At 44.0% G+C, this 16,949-nt stretch carries 15 protein-coding genes; 5 read left to right on the top strand and 10 right to left on the bottom strand.

The window, feature by feature from the left end:
* Positions 1–239 precede the first annotated feature (239 nt).
* From LAY41_RS04090 to LAY41_RS04080, 3 genes are all read left to right on the top strand, one after another.
* A complete protein-coding gene (locus tag LAY41_RS04090; RefSeq protein ID WP_249094408.1) occupies positions 240–3,566 on the top strand; it encodes a CHAT domain-containing protein in 3,327 nt (1,108 codons plus the stop codon).
* A 97-nt stretch (positions 3,567–3,663) separates the two neighbouring features.
* Positions 3,664–4,158: a hypothetical protein gene (locus LAY41_RS04085; protein WP_249094404.1), complete on the top strand. Its 495-nt coding sequence runs from the start codon at positions 3,664–3,666 to the stop codon at positions 4,156–4,158.
* Positions 4,158–5,423: a hypothetical protein gene (locus tag LAY41_RS04080; protein WP_249094401.1), complete on the top strand. Its 1,266-nt coding sequence runs from the start codon at positions 4,158–4,160 to the stop codon at positions 5,421–5,423. Before LAY41_RS04085 ends, LAY41_RS04080 begins: the two co-directional genes overlap by 1 nt.
* A gap of 12 nt (positions 5,424–5,435) precedes the next feature.
* Here LAY41_RS04080 and LAY41_RS04075 read toward each other — a convergent pair whose 3' ends face one another.
* Positions 5,436–5,834: a DUF2281 domain-containing protein gene (locus tag LAY41_RS04075; protein ID WP_249094398.1), complete on the bottom strand. Its 399-nt coding sequence runs from the start codon at positions 5,832–5,834 to the stop codon at positions 5,436–5,438.
* Positions 5,831–6,286: a DUF6883 domain-containing protein gene (locus tag LAY41_RS04070; protein WP_249094396.1), complete on the bottom strand. Its 456-nt coding sequence runs from the start codon at positions 6,284–6,286 to the stop codon at positions 5,831–5,833. Before LAY41_RS04070 ends, LAY41_RS04075 begins: the two co-directional genes overlap by 4 nt.
* Positions 6,287–6,378: 92 nt before the next feature.
* On the opposite strand from LAY41_RS04070, the gene LAY41_RS04065 reads away from it, so the two are divergent.
* Positions 6,379–7,506 carry an NC domain-containing protein gene (locus LAY41_RS04065; protein ID WP_249094393.1) on the top strand — a complete coding sequence of 376 codons (1,128 nt, stop codon included), beginning with the start codon at positions 6,379–6,381 and terminating at the stop codon, positions 7,504–7,506.
* A gap of 152 nt (positions 7,507–7,658) precedes the next feature.
* On the opposite strand, the gene LAY41_RS04060 is transcribed toward LAY41_RS04065, so the two are convergent.
* From LAY41_RS04060 to bchL, 6 genes are all read right to left on the bottom strand, one after another.
* The gene (locus tag LAY41_RS04060; RefSeq protein WP_249094390.1) at positions 7,659–7,898 is read right to left on the bottom strand and encodes a DUF5678 domain-containing protein; all 240 of its coding nucleotides are present in this window, start codon (positions 7,896–7,898) and stop codon (positions 7,659–7,661) included.
* 113 nt (positions 7,899–8,011) lie between these two features.
* Positions 8,012–8,242 carry a hypothetical protein gene (locus LAY41_RS04055; RefSeq protein ID WP_249094387.1) on the bottom strand — a complete coding sequence of 77 codons (231 nt, stop codon included), beginning with the start codon at positions 8,240–8,242 and terminating at the stop codon, positions 8,012–8,014.
* Positions 8,243–8,426: 184 nt separating this feature from the next.
* The gene (locus LAY41_RS04050; protein WP_249094385.1) at positions 8,427–8,702 is read right to left on the bottom strand and encodes a helix-turn-helix domain-containing protein; all 276 of its coding nucleotides are present in this window, start codon (positions 8,700–8,702) and stop codon (positions 8,427–8,429) included.
* Between the two features lie 155 nt (positions 8,703–8,857).
* Positions 8,858–10,258, bottom strand: a complete 1,401-nt coding sequence (locus tag LAY41_RS04045; protein ID WP_249094383.1) for a ferredoxin:protochlorophyllide reductase (ATP-dependent) subunit N — start codon at positions 10,256–10,258, stop codon at positions 8,858–8,860.
* Positions 10,259–10,407: 149 nt separating this feature from the next.
* A complete protein-coding gene (locus tag LAY41_RS04040) occupies positions 10,408–11,394 on the bottom strand; it encodes a DUF5331 domain-containing protein (protein ID WP_249094381.1) in 987 nt (328 codons plus the stop codon).
* A 34-nt stretch (positions 11,395–11,428) separates the two neighbouring features.
* Entirely contained in the window at positions 11,429–12,295 is an 867-nt protein-coding gene (bchL, locus tag LAY41_RS04035; RefSeq protein WP_249094379.1) for a ferredoxin:protochlorophyllide reductase (ATP-dependent) iron-sulfur ATP-binding protein, read from the bottom strand.
* 599 nt (positions 12,296–12,894) lie between these two features.
* Here bchL and LAY41_RS04030 point away from each other — a divergent pair.
* A complete protein-coding gene (locus tag LAY41_RS04030) occupies positions 12,895–13,614 on the top strand; it encodes a type I restriction endonuclease (RefSeq protein ID WP_249094377.1) in 720 nt (239 codons plus the stop codon).
* Here the strand turns inward: LAY41_RS04030 and LAY41_RS04025 are convergent.
* Together LAY41_RS04025 and LAY41_RS04020 are read right to left on the bottom strand one after the other, a co-directional pair.
* Positions 13,604–14,923, bottom strand: coding sequence for a site-specific DNA-methyltransferase (locus LAY41_RS04025; protein WP_249094375.1), 1,320 nt, complete (start codon positions 14,921–14,923; stop codon positions 13,604–13,606). The two genes, LAY41_RS04030 and LAY41_RS04025, sit on opposite strands and share 11 nt — an antisense overlap.
* A 106-nt stretch (positions 14,924–15,029) precedes the next feature.
* Positions 15,030–16,880 carry a serine/threonine-protein kinase gene (locus tag LAY41_RS04020; RefSeq protein WP_249094373.1) on the bottom strand — a complete coding sequence of 617 codons (1,851 nt, stop codon included), beginning with the start codon at positions 16,878–16,880 and terminating at the stop codon, positions 15,030–15,032.
* Positions 16,881–16,949 lie beyond the last annotated feature (69 nt).

Genomic DNA, 16,949 nt, shown 5'->3' with positions numbered 1-16,949 from the left:
TCACCTCACAACAAAACCCGCCCTTACCTTCGCTATAACGCTACACTAATAACCTGCATCTCCCCAAGTCCAGGTACGTTGTTGCGCTTTAGCGCCATCTCCAGGTACGTTGTTCCAACCCCAAAAATCCGGTTTCTTACCCGTGAGATACACCAGAAACCCGGTTTTTCCAAAAAACCGGGTTTCTTAACCCCAAAAATCGCTACAATCAAAAATATTCGCAACCCTTGGTGCAGCAGATGTTGGCAAAAATCTGGCGCTGGCTGAAAAAATTGTGGCAGCAACTATTAGGAAAACCACCCCAACCTTCCCCCCGTAGCGCGGGAACTCCAGGGCGGGTAGAAAAGCAACGCCTCAGCGATGCAGAATTTGAAAGTTTGTTTTTGCAACTGCTGGATAGGGTGGAAGAAGGCGCGAGTCGGGGGAATATTAAAAGCTTTTTTATTACCAAAATTATTGATGAAGATGAATTGGCGGCGTGGTTGCGTCGCTTTGGCAGCAAGTTGTTGGAATCACCGGAAACCCATCGGAAATTAGCGCGGCGGATGGTGCAATTGGGTAAGGTTGCTGGTGGGGAATTGGGAGATATGGCGGGAGAAATTGGCAGGGAATTATTGGGAAATTCAGAAACTCAAACAAGCATTGTTGCCACATCTGTTATCCCAACTGTTAATAAGCAAACTGCCAATACAACAAATTCTGTTTATGTTGATGTTGCAGTAGATGTAGATGGGGAAGCTGTAGAGTGGTTTAAGCTCGGCGTTGATGAATATAATGCTGGTAATGTTCAGGCGGCACTTGGTTGCTTTCAACGGGCGCTCGACATTTCCCCTAACAACCACATTGCCTGGAATAGTTTGAGCAGTGCGCTGAGTGACTTAGGGCAGTACCAAGAAGCAATCGAAGCCTATCAACGGGCGCTCGACATTTCCCCTAACAACCACATTGCCTGGAATGGTTTGGGCAATGCGCTGAAAAACTTAGGGCAGTACCAAGAAGCAAGAGAAGCCCATCAACGGGCGATCAACATTTCCCCTAACTATCACCATGCCTGGAATGGTTTGGGCAATGCGCTGAGTGACTTAGGGCAGTACCAAGAAGCAAGAGAAGCTTATCAACGGGCGCTCGACATTTCCCCTAACTATCACCATGCTTGGAATAATTTGGGCGCTACGCTGTATGACTTAGGGCAGTATCAAGAAGCAAGAAAAGCCTATCAAAGGGCGCTCGACATTTCCCTTAACTCCCACCATGCCTGGAATGGTTTGGGCAATGCGCTGAGTGACTTAGGGCAGTACCAACAAGCAATCGAAGCTTTTCAACGGGCGCTCGACATTTCCCCTAACTTCCACCATGCCTGGAATGGTTTGGGCAATGCGCTGAAAAACTTAGGGCAGTACCAAGAAGCAAGAGAAGCTTGCAATCGCGCTTTAGAAATAACGCACAATCAATTGTGGCAAGCTTGGGCAAATCGAGGTTGGGCAATCTATTACTTACAAGGCTATCAAGCAGCATTGCAAAACTGGGATAAAGGGTTGCAATCTCTCCAACCAGAGACACGCGACTATCAAGAAGGTTGCGCGACATTGCATCAGCATAAAGGCGATGCCCACTATCTTTACGGAAAACGACAACCAAATCCCCACCCCTACTGGCGCGAATCAAGAAACAGTTATATCACCGCCCTAAAAACACTTTCCCGTTCCCAAACTTCCATCTTAGGAGAAGTTCTGGTAGCACAAGTTAGCCCCCGCTTCCAGTTACTATATCTGGAAATATTGCAAAAATTAGCCAAAGTCTGTAACGCCCTCAACTACCAAGAAGATTTTCAGCTATGTTTGGATATTGGCGATACGATGCTGGAAAACTTGCTACTGGAAACTGATTCACAAGAGAGGAAAATCCAGTTAGCCAAAAAGTTCGCCACATTCAGTCAATTGCGAGTAGTGCTGTTAGCGCAGTCATCGCAACTAAAAGAAGCACTTTTGTTAGCCGAAAAACGGAAAAATCTCTGCTTGCGTTGGTTGCGCGAATCCCGTTATGTGGGAATGTTAGATGAAACGCCGCTACAATATTCCGAAATCGAACAATTTCTCTCTCCCGGTATGGCAGCAATTTACTGGCACTACAGCCCTGCTGCAATTACTACTTTTATTATCAAACATAACGGTATTCAGATTCATTTAGAAGAACCCCCATCCCCCAACCCCTTCCCCCGCAACGGAGGAAGGGGAGAAGGAGAAGATGATAGCGATTCTCTTACCCCCTTCTCAGTATCGGGTCGGGATTCCCTAAACTCAGCAGAAGAACCCCCATCCCCCAACCCCTTCCCCCGCAACGGAGGAAGGGGAGAAGGAGAAGATGACAGCGATTCTCTTACCCCCTTCCCCCTGCAAAGAGAAAAGGGAGAAACTGAAACTCAAACACAAACAGAAAAAACAACCTACACTCTTGCCCCCCTCCCCGTTGCGGGGAGGGGCTGGGGGTGGGGTTCCACCGCTAAGCAACTCCAAAAGTTTGAAGATTGGTTAAAAAAATGGAAAAAAGATTATCAAACCAACCCCAAAGACGCGAAGGGCGCGACGAAAGAAAAACAAACTTGGCGAGATAAGATGGCGGATAGATTGGATAAGTTGGGTAAGATACTCAATGTTGAGGGAATATTAAATAAGATAGGCGATGATATTACTCAGTTAATTTTGATTCCCCATCGCGACTTGCATTTGCTACCCCTGCATTACCTCTGGCGGGAAAAAGATTTTACGATTACTTATCTCCCCAGTCTCCAAATTGGCATCGATTTGCGAACTGATACCCCATCCACTCCCACAAAACTCCTCAGCATCGAAAGTCCCAGTCGTTTAGAATATGCCGAAACCGAATCGCAAATTATTGCCCAACTTTACGACAATCCCACCTGCATTAAAAGCAGTAAAGCTACCAAAAATACAGTTATCGCCGCTTTCTCCAATTCTGCCGACATCTTCCATTTTACCGGACATGGCGAACACAATATCCATCAACCCCTAGAGTCAGCTTTGGAATTAGCCAACAAAGAAATGTTGACTTTGCAAGATATCTTCCAACTAAACTTAAAAGGCTATCAACTCGCTTGTCTTTCCGCTTGCGAAACAGGTCTTACCAGCAAACAAGGTATCATGGATGAATACGTTGGTTTAGTCAGTGGCTTTTTGGCAAAAGGCGTAACTCATGTTGTCACTACTCTTTGGCAAGTTGGCGAAACCGAAACAGCTTTGATGATGATTAAATTTCACCAATTATATAAGGATAACATCCCTCCCGCTTTGGCACTCCAACAAACTCAAACTTGGCTTTCTACTCTCACCTTCGCCGATTTAATCCAATGGTATCGCCAAGAATCTGCTAAAGTAGAGAAATATACTGGTTGTTGGGAAAGTTTGCAGGGTTTAATTGCCAAAGCACAAGAAAAAGCCGAAAGTAAGGGAATGAATCATCGCCCTTACGCCCATCCCTACTACTGGGCTGGATTTATCGTATCTGGAAATCAGATTAATTGTTTTGGTGTAGGGACACGGCATAATTAAAATTTGTTGATTACCAAGATATTTTATGATGCCGTGTCCCTACAAAAATGTTCCTTGTTAACAACAAACCAATCATTCCGAAACACCCAATAAATCTATGCGAGAACAAGATATCAAAACCATTCGGGCTTTTTTAATCGCCCTTTCTCAGCTAGAATCACCTCTAGATGAATCTATCCAAAAACAGCTTAATCAGTTAGGGGAAGAATTAGCAACTGACGTGGAAGAGGCGATAGAAAATCTGCGAAAGCTAATTTACAAACACGACTTCCTGAAAACCTTATATCAACCCGCCCTAGAATCTTTGCAATTAGCTTATCAAGCCCAATCGCGCAATAAATGTATCTTACCATCAGATAGCGAACCGGAAGGGGAAAACCTGGAATTGGAAAATTTTAGCCTCCCAACTGACTCGCTAAAGCTAATCAAGCAAATCTTTGAATCGAACAACTCTGTTAAAATAACCCAAGGCATCCAACAGCAATTACAATCACCAAATCAAAATCTATCTCCTGCTGAAATAGTATCCGATGAACTTCCGTCTTCTACCGAGTCTAAATATCCCCATGCGTGGGTATATATGTTTTGCTAATGACTAATTTAATCTATTCCCATCTATTTCTGTTTACCTATCACCTGAAAACCGGACAAACTTTTCAGGAAGATACTGATATCCCGAAATACAATGAATTCCCAAATGGTTTTTATTCTCGTCACACCTTAGCAGATACTGACAGTCTACTAATTGCTTGTTCAGTAGAAAATAAACATAGTTCTCCCGATGTTCTTCCCTTTCCCGAACTCAAAAAAACATTATTAGCCAAGAGAGAAGAATTGGCAATCTCTGGCGAACTATTGGGAAAAACTTGGCTAATTACGGGTTATTTACAACCATTTTCCTCACATGAAGATGCTGCCAAATCAGCTTATGAATCTTTGAATTTCAGCAAATGGCGCAGTCAAGAAGCTGGAGAATTTATGGGGGCTAAACTTTTTGAAATTTGGCGAACGCCCCATAATTGGGAAAACTTAGAAACCGAAAACAATCATGTTTTAATTATAATCTATCCAGACCTAACTGCAATGATAAATATGGCTAAATTTTATGAAGATTGGCGACAGTTATTTTGCTATCGACACAAAATAGTTTGGGCTTACGGCAATACCCGCCAAATCAAACCATTGTTAGCAGCCAAGTTTTCTCCCTCCCTAGAAACTCTAGGTAAAATCCAACTAATTTCGCCCGAACCTAACTTATTAGAATCGAAATTAGACCAATTAAAGCAATCCTTAGATGAAAATTATAAAACCCTGCGTTTCTATGCCGAAGGAATCAGCTTGCTAGAAGTGCAAATGCAAACAATTAAAACTAATAATTACAATTATTTAGAACGACTAAAAACTATTGAAACTAAAGCTAAAAAGATAGAACCTAATCATCCAAATAACCTAGATATTCTGAAAAAGTTCAGCGAGATTGTCCAATATAAATATCAACCCCAAGTAGAAGAAGATAATGCCGCACTCAGTCCCGGATTGAGATTAAGAGAGAAAGAAATAGACACGATTAGAGGCATTGTTGAAATAAGGCAAGCGCAATTAGATGATATAATAGAAAAGCGCGATCGCATCTTTCAAGAAACAGTACAAGAATGGGGAATAGGCATAGGAGTAGCAGCCATAGCAGCCACATCCATATCACCCTTCATTCCCAACATCACCAAAAACAAATTAACTGAACCCTTCCCAGCAGTAGAAGGAGTAATCAACTTTTCCTTAACTTTTATCTTCAGTATAATTATCGGCATTATAGCCAAAAATAAAGCTAAAAAATTGATTAAATCCCGTCGTTCTTAATATCTTAGATAATTAACTGGCACTTTTCTGTTGATTTTTGTACCTTAAAAACTCAGCAAAATCTCTAACTTCTGCTACTAAATCATCAGATAAATCATCCAAAAGTGCTGCCAAATGCGCCCGGACACCCATTGTTTCACGCGCTGGCACAGTTAACACCAATTGGTGAGGATAGGCGGTTTCTACACCAATTGTTTCCATAAATGAGCCTTCCTCATCCTGCGTTGCTGGCAGAAAATTTCCTTGTTCATCGTATTTAACCCAACCTCCAAATAATTCCACAATATAAGCTTCCCCATCATTCAGAACTTCCACAATTGCGCCAACGATTCCCACTGGTGCTTTTCCGCCATCAGTTAAGGGAATTTCTTCTGTTAACTTTACGCCATCAAATAAATTAAATTTTTTCATTGTAAACCCCCTAATCTATCTGGTACTGCTGTGACAAATTTCGCGACATCTTCATTAAAAAGAACAATCCAAACTGTGCGTATTCGACGCGATAAACCAGAATTTCCGGTAAGCTGGATATAAGCGCGAAAAAGCTCACCTTGGGCATTCTGACTCTGAGGTTGTAGGATATCTAACGATACTGCTGCTAGGATAGCCTCTCGAAATGCTTCTGGCGACTCATACCCCATTACCTCACGCCAAAACTTTCGCTTATCTCCACCTTCTCCCGGTTCAGCAGCACGGTTGAGGAGATACTGCGCTTTAGCAATGGTAAACTCAAAACTTGCTGGGGAAGTCATGGTTGCTATTTTATCAAAGTCTAAAACTGATTGATAGGGTGGGAGCGATCGATCTTTACAGTATAGGAAAATGGGAGTGCGATCGCTTGATGACTTTGCAGACAACTTCATAGTTAGATCTGGCAGTGGACTGGGAATACTGAGTACGGTACAATTTAGCTTATGCGATGCGCCGCTGACCATTAAGTAAGTAGTAAAAGATTATGGAACCAGTAGTTACAGCAAGTTTTACCCTCGCTAATTGGATTGCCAAAGGTCTGGCAGATGGAAGCTTTGAACGATTTGGTGGTGTAATTCGGGAAGCAGCAACTGGACGTGTCGTTACTTTTTTGCGGGAGGCTGGCTCCACTGTCGCTTCTGTACCACAGCAATTGCAGATGGCTCAAGGTGCTTTGATGGTGACTTCTGCTGCTAGCGTACTCAGCCTGGGTGTATCCGTGATGGGTTTTGCGTTAGTAATGCAGCGCATCAACGAACTAGAAGAACGCCTAAAACAGACTGAGGAACTTTTGAAAAAGATCGATCGTAAAATTGACCTTAGCTTCTATGCTAATCTTCGCGCTGCACTGGATTCGGCAGTTAGTGCATTTACGGCGAGCAAAGGAGAAACCCGCCGAAGTATGGCGATTCTAGCTATCAATCGTTTTCTGGAAGCTGAACATATTTACACTGGCTACACCGACACCGAACTTGAGCAGAAAAGCCAAATTGCCGATGAGTATCTGCTGACCTTATCTTTAGCCTACCTCACTGAAGCGCGTTGCTATCTAGAGTTAGAAGAATACGACATAGCACTTCGTCGCTTTCAAGAAGGAGCAAAAGTTGTACGTTCTCGTATTCAGAAATATGTTGACATTCTACTTACTTCTAACCCCGCAGCATACTTACAGCCTCAGTACAAAGGTCAAATTGATTTGCGTAGACTCACCCGAATTCACCAATGGACTAATCCGGCTCTGGATGAAAACGAGGTTTTTGAGCTTTACCGTGAGAATTTCGTTGAATTCGTGAAAGACCCCAATAAATGGGTAGACTCTCTTCCACCTGCAATCTTAGCTCGTGTTGAGGTTCCTTGGGGTTGGTTTGGCCCAAACCCTGAACATTTGAAGGAAGAAGCTATTAAACGTCTACCCAAAGTATTGGAACGAGTGGAATCAATAATTGAAACCTACCGCCGCTTGGAAGCTTATCAAGCAGAAATCCAAGCGATAGCACAACTAGGAATTAGCTTCCATGACTGGCTAAAATTAGCTCCCTCAGAAACTAAACCAGATGAAGCAGAATTAATGTACATCATTCCATCTAAACCACTAGAGTTAGCAATCTCTTAGCTAAAAAGTTTGCGATCGCTCCCTTCTCTCTCTTCCTCTTGGCGTTCTTGGCGTCTTGGCGGTTCGTAAAAAAAGATCGATCGCATCAACTTTACCCCATGATAGCCTTGTTTTGTGATTTCAGCGAATCTTATTGTCGTTCTGTAAAATATTTATTTAGGAAAGCGAATTCCTACAAACTGAGCGTAACCAGTATATTCGGGGACTAAATAAATTGAAAAAATTTCTTTCGATGCTTCTCCTAATTCCATAACTTCCTGCAAATTTTCGCTATAAGCAATGATTCTATTAGCATTATACGCAACATATTGATGAGCATAATCTTTTTTTAACTGCTGGCGATTACGGTTCAACCACTTCAGCATTTCCCGGCTTTCTTCGCGAGAAGGCATTTTACTCATAGATTTACCAGTTTATAAAGGAATAGGAGCGATTTTGAAAAATCGCCCCTCAATATATTTTGGGTAGAGTTTGAAATCACCCCTTAAATTACACTTAAGCGCATTCACTGCGAATCGTTTTGGTAAGAGCGACCGCCCATATAAAGAGCCGTTCCGAGAGCTATTCCAGGCAGTGCAATCACCATCGCCCAAGGAGACTGCCACCAACTCGTTTGCTGGTATCTTTTCTTAGAAAACGGACAAGCTTCAGCAGAATTGACTGAACTCAACAAAATGCCGGTGGCGATCGCAGTCGTAGATAGAATAGCTGCCAAAGACAATTTGGCTTTCATCATAATTTTTCCTCCAACTCTGTTTAGCTTTAATTCTAATCGCTAAGTTGGGAAATGGGGAATGGCGGAACGGGAAACAACGGAGTCGATAAAGCGATCGGCTTCGCGGACAGCGATGAAGTGATAATCCTGGCGGTGAGATGCTTATTTCACGCAGATTTGGCAAAACCCAGATCGCCCTAACACCCTATGCAATTTCTATAATAAGTTTTTTCCCTAGAGCATTGGCATATTTTTCCAGCGTAGAGATACCAACATCTTCTGCGTGATGCTCTATTCTAGAGATTGTAGATTTATTCAAATTTAACTGCCGTGCTAATTCTGACTGCGTTATTCCAGCTTCTTCTCTTGCTTGCGCCAGCAGCACACCAATTTTAAAACTTGCATATCCAGATTCAAAACCATCAGCAAACTCAGGATCGGTTTGCTGGCGTTTCTGGATATATGGCTCTACATCACTCATGATTCTGTCTCCTGCTTAAATAATCTCGTTTTCGCTGTTCTGCTAAATCTATCTGTTGGGATGGAACTTTCTTCCCTACAACCTAATAAAAAAAAGGGCGATCGCACAAGATCGCCCAAACACCTACCTATTCGGAGTGAACTAGGGAGGAAAACTTAAACTTTCGCCTCTTCCCTCACCAACTTATCCCAACCCAAATCTTTCAGGCTGTTATTGCGACGCAGCGGACGAGTCACCAACTCCAGAATATCGCGAGCATTGGTGAAGCCGTGAATTTGAGCGAAAGTAAATTCAACCGACCACTTGGTATTAATACCCCTTGCTTCCAACGGATTAGCATGAGCCATACCAGTAATCACCAAATCAACATTTTGATCTTTAATTCGCTGAATTTGGTTGTAATTATCCGGCTTTTCCACAATCCGAGGAATCGGTATACCCATTTCCGCACAAGTCTTTTCCAACAACGCCAACTCAGCAGCTTGATAGCGTTTATCCATGTAAGGGATGCCGATTTCAGGACAAGTCATACCGCAGCGAATCAGGAAGCGTGCCAGAGAGATTTCCAGCAAGTTATCGCCCATGAAGAACACAGATTTCCCGCGAATTATTTGCAGATAATCTTCTAAACTTGCCCAAATTTGCTTTTCTCGTTCATCCAAACCTTTCGGTTCAATTTCTAACACTGAGCAAATCTTTTCAATCCAGGCGCGAGTACCATCTGGGCCGATCGGGAACGGAGCGCCAATCAGCTTGCACTTGCGGCGACGCATCAAAGTTGTAGCGGTGCGACTCAGGAAGGGGTTGACACCAGCGACATAATAGCCTTCTTCAAGAGTAGGTAATTCCGTAAACCTCTTGGCAGGTAACCAACCAGAGACTTTGATACCTTGCTTCTTCAGTTCCAGAGTAAGTTGGGTGACAACCGGGTCAGGTAGGGAACCGAAAAGAACTAGGGGCGTATGCTTGACATATTCTGCTTCATCTGATGCAACTTCTTCTTTCTTTTTACCGAAGTTGAGCAGTTTAGCGATCGCATTTCGTTCCTCCTTCTCAGATTCCATCACAGGAGCCTTCTCAGGACAACGCGCCGCCATCGCCGCCAACACCGTATCTTCCCCTTGGGTAAAAGCGTAATCCAAACCGTTAGCGCGAGCAACCACGATGGGGATACCCAGTTCGGCTTCCAGCTTGGGAGCCAAGCCTTCCAAATCCATCTTGATGATTTCAGTAGTGCAGGTGCCGATCCAAACGATTACACTGGGATTGCGATCGCGCTTAATCTGCGAACACAGCCGCTTCAATTCCTCATAATCATTCAGCTGAGCCGAAATATCCCCTTCTTCCAACTCCGCCATCGCGTAGCGGGGTTCAGCAAAAATCATCACCCCCATCGCATTTTGCAAGAAATAACCGCAAGTCTTCGTACCAATTACCAAAAAGAAACTATCTTCAATCTTCTGGTATAGCCACGCTACACAGCTAATCGGGCAAAAAGTATGGTAATTACCAGTTTCGCACTCAAAATTGATCGCTTCGGGTTGAGCAACAGTCATGAAATCCTCTCTCGTGCTAGTTCTATAAACTTAAAAATGAATGCGGGGTTCCTTACAGAGCGGGCATTTTGCCCGCTCTTAAGAAAAATTTATGTGAATTCAATTTGAGCGAAGTCTGGCGAGAGGCAGATGTCTTCGAGGAGCTTTAATTATTTGCTCCACGCATCATCATCATCATCCGACTTAGCAGCAGGTTCGGAAAACGGATCGAAACTTATGTCGCCAAAGGCATCGAGATCGTCGTCCTCCAACCCTTTGGAAGATGTGTCGCCAAATTCATCTAGCGTCATATCGCCAAGGTCTATTTCTAACTCTTCAGGAGTTTCGTCACCCCAAGCTTCGAGTTCCGTACCAAAATCCGCATCTGACTCGGCGCTTGGCTGCTCAGATGCCGTTTCGCCAAACTCATCAAGTGCGATGTCGCCAAAGCCATCGTCTTCTTCGCTCAACGCCGCCGATTCCGATGCAGTTTCGCCAAACTCATCAAGTGCGATGTCGCCAAAGCCATCGTCTTCTTCGCTCAACGCCTCAGATTCAGATGAGGTATCGCCAAACTCATCAAGTGCGATGTCACCAAAGCCTTCGTCTTCCTCCACCGACACCTCATCTGAGGTATCGCCAAACTCATCAAGTCCGATGTCGCCAAAGCTTTGCGTTTCTGACTCGATTAAGACTATGGATGGCTCGTCGTCAAAATCATCTATAGCTTCCTCGCTCATCACAACCGTAGTTGTGCGGACAACCATTACTGGTTCTGCTAGAGACTCCTCCTCCTCCTCAAACGCATCTTCGATCGGTGCGGCTGGGGGAGTCACGATGCTAGGTGCTGCTAATGGCTCTGGCTTACTCGCTGGCTTGTTTCCCAGCGCTATATCTGGGTCGATATTTAGCTCCAAAACATCAATCAGCGCATCAGGACTCGGATTGAGCCTAGCAAAGGGTAACATCAACTGCGCTAGCTTCGGCTCAAGCGCGTTAAGTATTCCCAGGATGAGGTGTGAAGGTGGTCGCCGTCCGCCATCTGGAGTTTTTACAGCTTCAAGCTCCATTTGCAGGGCAAGCCACGCATGATTTACCTGATAATATTGCAACCACTTTTGTTTTAGAGCTGCTGTGAAGTCATCAAAAAAAGCCACAGTTCCTCTCCCTCATCCTGAAAAATAGACTTAATTAAACCATCATTAAGTCTAGTTCCTCTTCCTCTGTCTTGACCGTTGGTTTTGTCGGATTTAGATAAAAATCTGAAAGCAAGGAGAACACATCCCGATCCGGAGTGTCATTTGGCACCACACCTTCGGGACAGGCCAGAATTTGATCGGCGATGTTGAGGTAGTAGTCGCAGACGTAGTTCAGCGATGGGTCGCTCTCTGCCATTTCAAACAGAGTTTTGCCCTTGACGCGGGAAACGCGAATATCTTCGATCAGCGGCAGCACTTCCAGCACTGGCATGGGGACTGTTTCAATATACTTGTCAATCAGGTCGCGCTTGGATGTGCGGTTGCCAATCAAACCAGCGAGGCGCAGCTGGTGGGTGCGAGCTTTTTCACGTACCGAGGCAGCAATACGGTTAGCGGCAAATAAAGCGTCAAAGCCGTTGTCGGTCACGATTAGGCAGTAGTCGGCATAGTTGAGGGGTGCTGCAAAACCGCCGCACACAACGTCGCCGAGAACGTCAAACAAAATTACATCGTATTCGTCAAAGGCGTTGAGTTCTTTGAGCAGCTTCACGGTTTCGCCCACAACGTAGCCACCGCATCCAGCACCCGCCGGAGGGCCACCAGCTTCTACGCAGTCAACGCCGCCGTAGCCTTTGTAGATTACATCTTCCGGCCAAACGTCTTCGTAGTGATAGTCCTTAGCTTGGAGGGTATCGATAATTGTGGGAATTAAGAAGCCAGTGAGGGTAAATGTGCTGTCGTGCTTGGGGTCGCAGCCAATTTGCAGCACTTTCTTGCCGCGTCTGGCTAGGGCCACAGAGATATTGCAGCTTGTTGTAGATTTACCGATTCCGCCTTTTCCGTAAACTGCCAGTTTCACGCTTGTGTTCTCCTTAATCGTTTCTTATTAAACTCGCTTGAGTTTTATTCGTCGCTGCCTCTTTCCCAGCATTATTGTCTAACTTCCCAGGAAAATAAAGGGGTTGTCAAGACAAGTATGGGTTTAAAACTGTGTATTTGGACTTATAGACTTATTTTTAGATTATAAAGGCAATTTATTCACTTTTAAATCTTAATATACCTATTTTAAAAGCTTTATATAGTTTTATTTATAAAAAGCGGTACAAAATACAAAAATATGAATTAACCCTCCGAGAATATATCCAGGTAGGGTCAGGCGTGAAACTTGATGTGCGCTCTAGCCTATATTCCACCCCATCCCTTTCATACAAGACTACCGCTGCGTAGCAGCTTAGCCCTGAGAGTGCCTGCTCTAGTTAACTCGAAGTGAGTTCGATTTATCGCAAATTAGTTTAGCTGCGGCTGGATAATTGCCGTCTGGCAAACAGATTCCAGGTTTTTGTAAAGAATGATAAATTTTGTGAGGAGCAAGCACATCCGCCAGCACCGCTAACTCCGCTTGTCGATCGAGATTGCTGTTCTTGCCGCTATCTTTAGAGTGTAGTGATTGAGGCTGTGATGTCTACTCAACCAGACCCTAACGAACTTCTTCGATTGGCAGAGCATCACCTTAGTCGGGTACTGGAATACGATCCTTACTTGAATTTCCCTGGCATCCATGACCGTAGTGCTTTCGGAGCATTAATTTCAAGCGATCCTGCCTTTGCACCATTTGGATTAGATGATGATAGGTACATCATTGCTCGTATAGGCGGAAACTTAGTCACTTCCTTACATAGGAAAATTGGTGATATGTATCAGGCAATTTTCCTATATCTCCTAGCTTGTCGATTTAATTTGACAATAGCTTCAATGAAATTGAATGTCACTGTTAAAATTGGCGAGCGCGATCAGATCCGCTCAACTGATGGTATGGTTCCTATTTCATGTATTACAAATGCTAACCTTCCACTTTTAAAGTCTGACTGGAAGTCAACCAATGGTTTAGCTTTTGAAGTTAGATCCTGTTACCAAATTGGTGATTCAAAACGTATTCAGGCAGACTGGGATATGGCACTCGCATTGCAAGCCAAAAATTTTACTCCTGTGATGCTTGTGTTTTGCAATACATCTTTGCGTTCTCCTCTCATACGTCTTAACAACAGTTGGAATCTTTTTACAGGTGATGATGCCTTCACCTTCATTTACAACCTGACGCAATTCGACCTCAAAGCATTCCTTCTAGTAAATCAGACAACTCTGACAAATTTAGTTCATCAGTCGCTTGCTAAACTTTAACAATTACTGCTGTTTCATAAAGACGTTTACGCCCGCCTCGCTTTCGGAAAACAATAATCTTTTCTACTTTGAATCCATTCATTTCAAACAAACGAGCCAGAATAACTTCTGTGAATATCTCAACTCCTGAAAGACGTGAATTACCAACGATGTAAGCACCTGAAAAGTCTTTATATACAAATTGTCGCAACCTTTGTATGTGTTCGTGTAAATCTAGAAAATATTTTGTCGCATAGTTACACATCAAAATATTCCGCTCCCGGAGTAAGGGGAAGTAGTCTAAAAGTTCCAAGATATCATCATTAGGTACAATGAGGGACTTCATAAGGTTGGAAGTCGCTTTGCCCCAGGTGCCACCAATTGTGTTTAAATCGATCTCCGTTGCCTCATTACGTTCTCGTATAACTTCCATAAAGTGAAGCTGTGGGCGTGTCTGATGCACATAACTGTAGCGATTTGGGTAAGGTGGAGATGTAATTACAGTGGTGACGTTTTGATAACATGGATGGTTATTAGCTAAGCTACAGCATGAGTTCCACAACTCAATTCGTCCCAGGCTGTTGTTATTCAACTGAGCTACAGAAAGAGAACAAATATCAGCTGCAATCTCCGATACCCGCAAATAAATAGTATCGAACACATTGATTGAGCGATTATGCTGATCATCGAATGTGATTGTTGGATGATTTCGATGGATATTCGCACAGTCTAAACTTGCATTATTGACCGCAAGCCAGAGGTACTCTCTAACTGAGTAAAATTCAGATCTTAAGGCAATTTGACGAGCCACAATCAGGTTTCTTAAAACATCTGGTTTCCACCATCGGAAAACATTGTGAATGTTAGGTATTGTGGTGTCAAAAGCGGAGGCTGTCTCCTCAACATTTTTTCCTGCAAAAGCTGATAGTTCTCCCTTTAATGTTTCGGTAAAATCATTCATTAGCCCCAAGCTATCCTGTCGCCAGATGAGCGAATATTCTCCAACGCGCTGAAGTAGTGGGTTAATCTCTAACCCTATTGCTGGGATACCGCGTTTTTGACATTCAATAACTGTTGTACCTCGTCCGCTAAAAGGATCTAGCACAAGCGAGTTATCTCCTACCTCAAAATAGTTGAAAAAGTAACGCACAAGGGATGGCGAAAAACTAGGCGTCAATCTATACCATCTATGGATGCTTTCGTTCTGCCCGGAAGCAAACGTGATGTCGCCGATATCGATTTCTTGGAGTTCATATCGATGGCGCTTCACATTTGTCTCAAAAACTTCGTCAACGCACGACTCTGGAAATAAGCTAAGTTGTCTTACCATTTGTGTATGTTGCCGAGTTGTCATTTTTAACAATTTCAGATTAAAGAATTGTCAATTTAATCCTAAATTTCAAATCTGCAATTCTTCAATTTTAAATTTCCCAAGTTCACTCATACCGCCAAATCTTAATCGTCTTATCATCGCTGCCACTGGCAATAGTCCTACCTTGGGGGCTAAAGGCAACTGAACGAACTTGGTCTGAATGTCCGCCCAGAGTGCGAAGCAGCTTACCGCTGGCAGTATGCCAAATTTTGACAGTATTGTCGCTACTGTCGCTGGCTATAGTTTGGCCGTCGGGACTAAAAGCAATTGACCAAGCTGAACCTGAATTCATCGTCAGGGTGCGAAGTAGCTGACCGCTAGCTATATGCCAAACTTTGATGCTGTTGTCCCCGCTGTTACTGGCGAGAGTTTGAGCATCGGGACTGAGGGCAATTGACCAAACCGAACCGGAATGTCCCATAAGAGTATGCAGCACTTTGCCAGTGGGGAGACTCCAAATTTTGATGGTGTTGTCCCAACTGCCGCTGGCTAAGGTTGTACCGTCTCGGCTAAAAGCGACTGATTCAACAAAGTCTGAATGTCCGGTGAGAACATTCAGCACTTTTCCGGTAACGGAATGCCACAGCTTAATTGTGCCGTCACCGCTACCGCTGGCAAGTATTTGACCATCCGCACTAAAGGCAACGGAAAAAACTGTGACGGAATGCCCTGTGAGGGTATCAATTAGCTTGCCAGTGTCCCACTGCCAAATCTTGATAGTTTTGTCGGCACTACCACTGACTAAAGTCTTTCCATCTGGACTGAAGACTAGGCAGGTAACTGTGTCTGAATGTCCGATGAACCTGTTAATTTGCTTGCCAGTTTCACACTGCCAGATGTTGATGCTATTGTCGGCGCTGCCACTTGCCAAAATTGTGCCATCCCGACTAAAGGCAACGCAGGTAACTGTGTCTGAATGTCTGGTGAGAGTGTGGACGCATCGCCAACCCTGGGTTTTTTGTTGTTGTTCGGGGGTTAATCTTGCTTGTCCGGGGGTTCGGATAGCGGTTCTAGATGCGGAGTCATAAAAATCTTTGAGGATTTCAGATGCGGATTGATAGCGTTCTTCGATCGCATCTTTCAGCATCTTGTCTAAAATTTGACTCATCTGGTCGGTGATATCCCTACCTGTATCCCGCACATAGTCTCGCCATATCCACTTACCTTTGATTGGGTCGTAAAGGTCTTCCAACTGTGCCCCAGTCAGGATCTGCATACAAATAATACCCAAACTGTAAAGGTCGCTGGTTGGGTAAACCTTGCCGCTACGCAGCTGTTCGATGGGTATATGCGCTTGGGTGCTAAATCTAGTACTTGTTTTGATCAGTTTGGTGTCTGCGAGCTGTTTGGAGAGGCCAAAATCGATGAGGACGAATTTGCGATCGCTATTTCTGCGAATAATATTTGTCGGCTTGATTTCCCGGTGAATTATCTGACGGTTGTGAACCAATTGCAGCACTGGCAACAAATCGTACAGCAATTCTCGAACTTGATGCTCGTTAAAAGCTCCCTGTTCCTGCAACTCTTGCGACAAATTCTGGCCTTCAATGTATTGCCGCACCAAATATAAGCGCTTATCTTGCTCAAAGTAGGTCCCTAGCGTCGCAATTTGCGGATATTGCTCTCCTAGTTCTACAAGCTGCTTTGCTTCTTGTTCAAACATTTGGATAGCTTTCGCCATTGCCCCTGAGTTCCCTTGAATTTGCGGCAGGGGCAAAAATTGCTTGATCGCGCAAGCAACGTTCGTTTGTTCTGCATCTTCAGCTAAGAAGGTTCTGCCGAAGGTTCCTTCACCGATTAGCCTGATGGCTCGGTATTGGTCTTTCAGCAGCAGATTTGAGGAGCAACTCGAACACTCTTTTGCCCTAGCTGGGTTCTGGGGCTGTTTGCAATTGGGATTGAGACAATAGCTCATACCGGGAAAGGATACACCTGATTCTATTTATGTTAATACCAGATTGGTAGAAAAGCTGATGGCAAGAGC

Origin of the sequence: Argonema galeatum A003/A1 (genome assembly GCF_023333595.1) — a bacterium.
GTDB classification, from domain to species: Bacteria; Cyanobacteriota; Cyanobacteriia; order Cyanobacteriales; family Aerosakkonemataceae; genus Argonema; species Argonema galeatum.
This window is presented reverse-complemented; position numbering and strand designations above follow the sequence as displayed.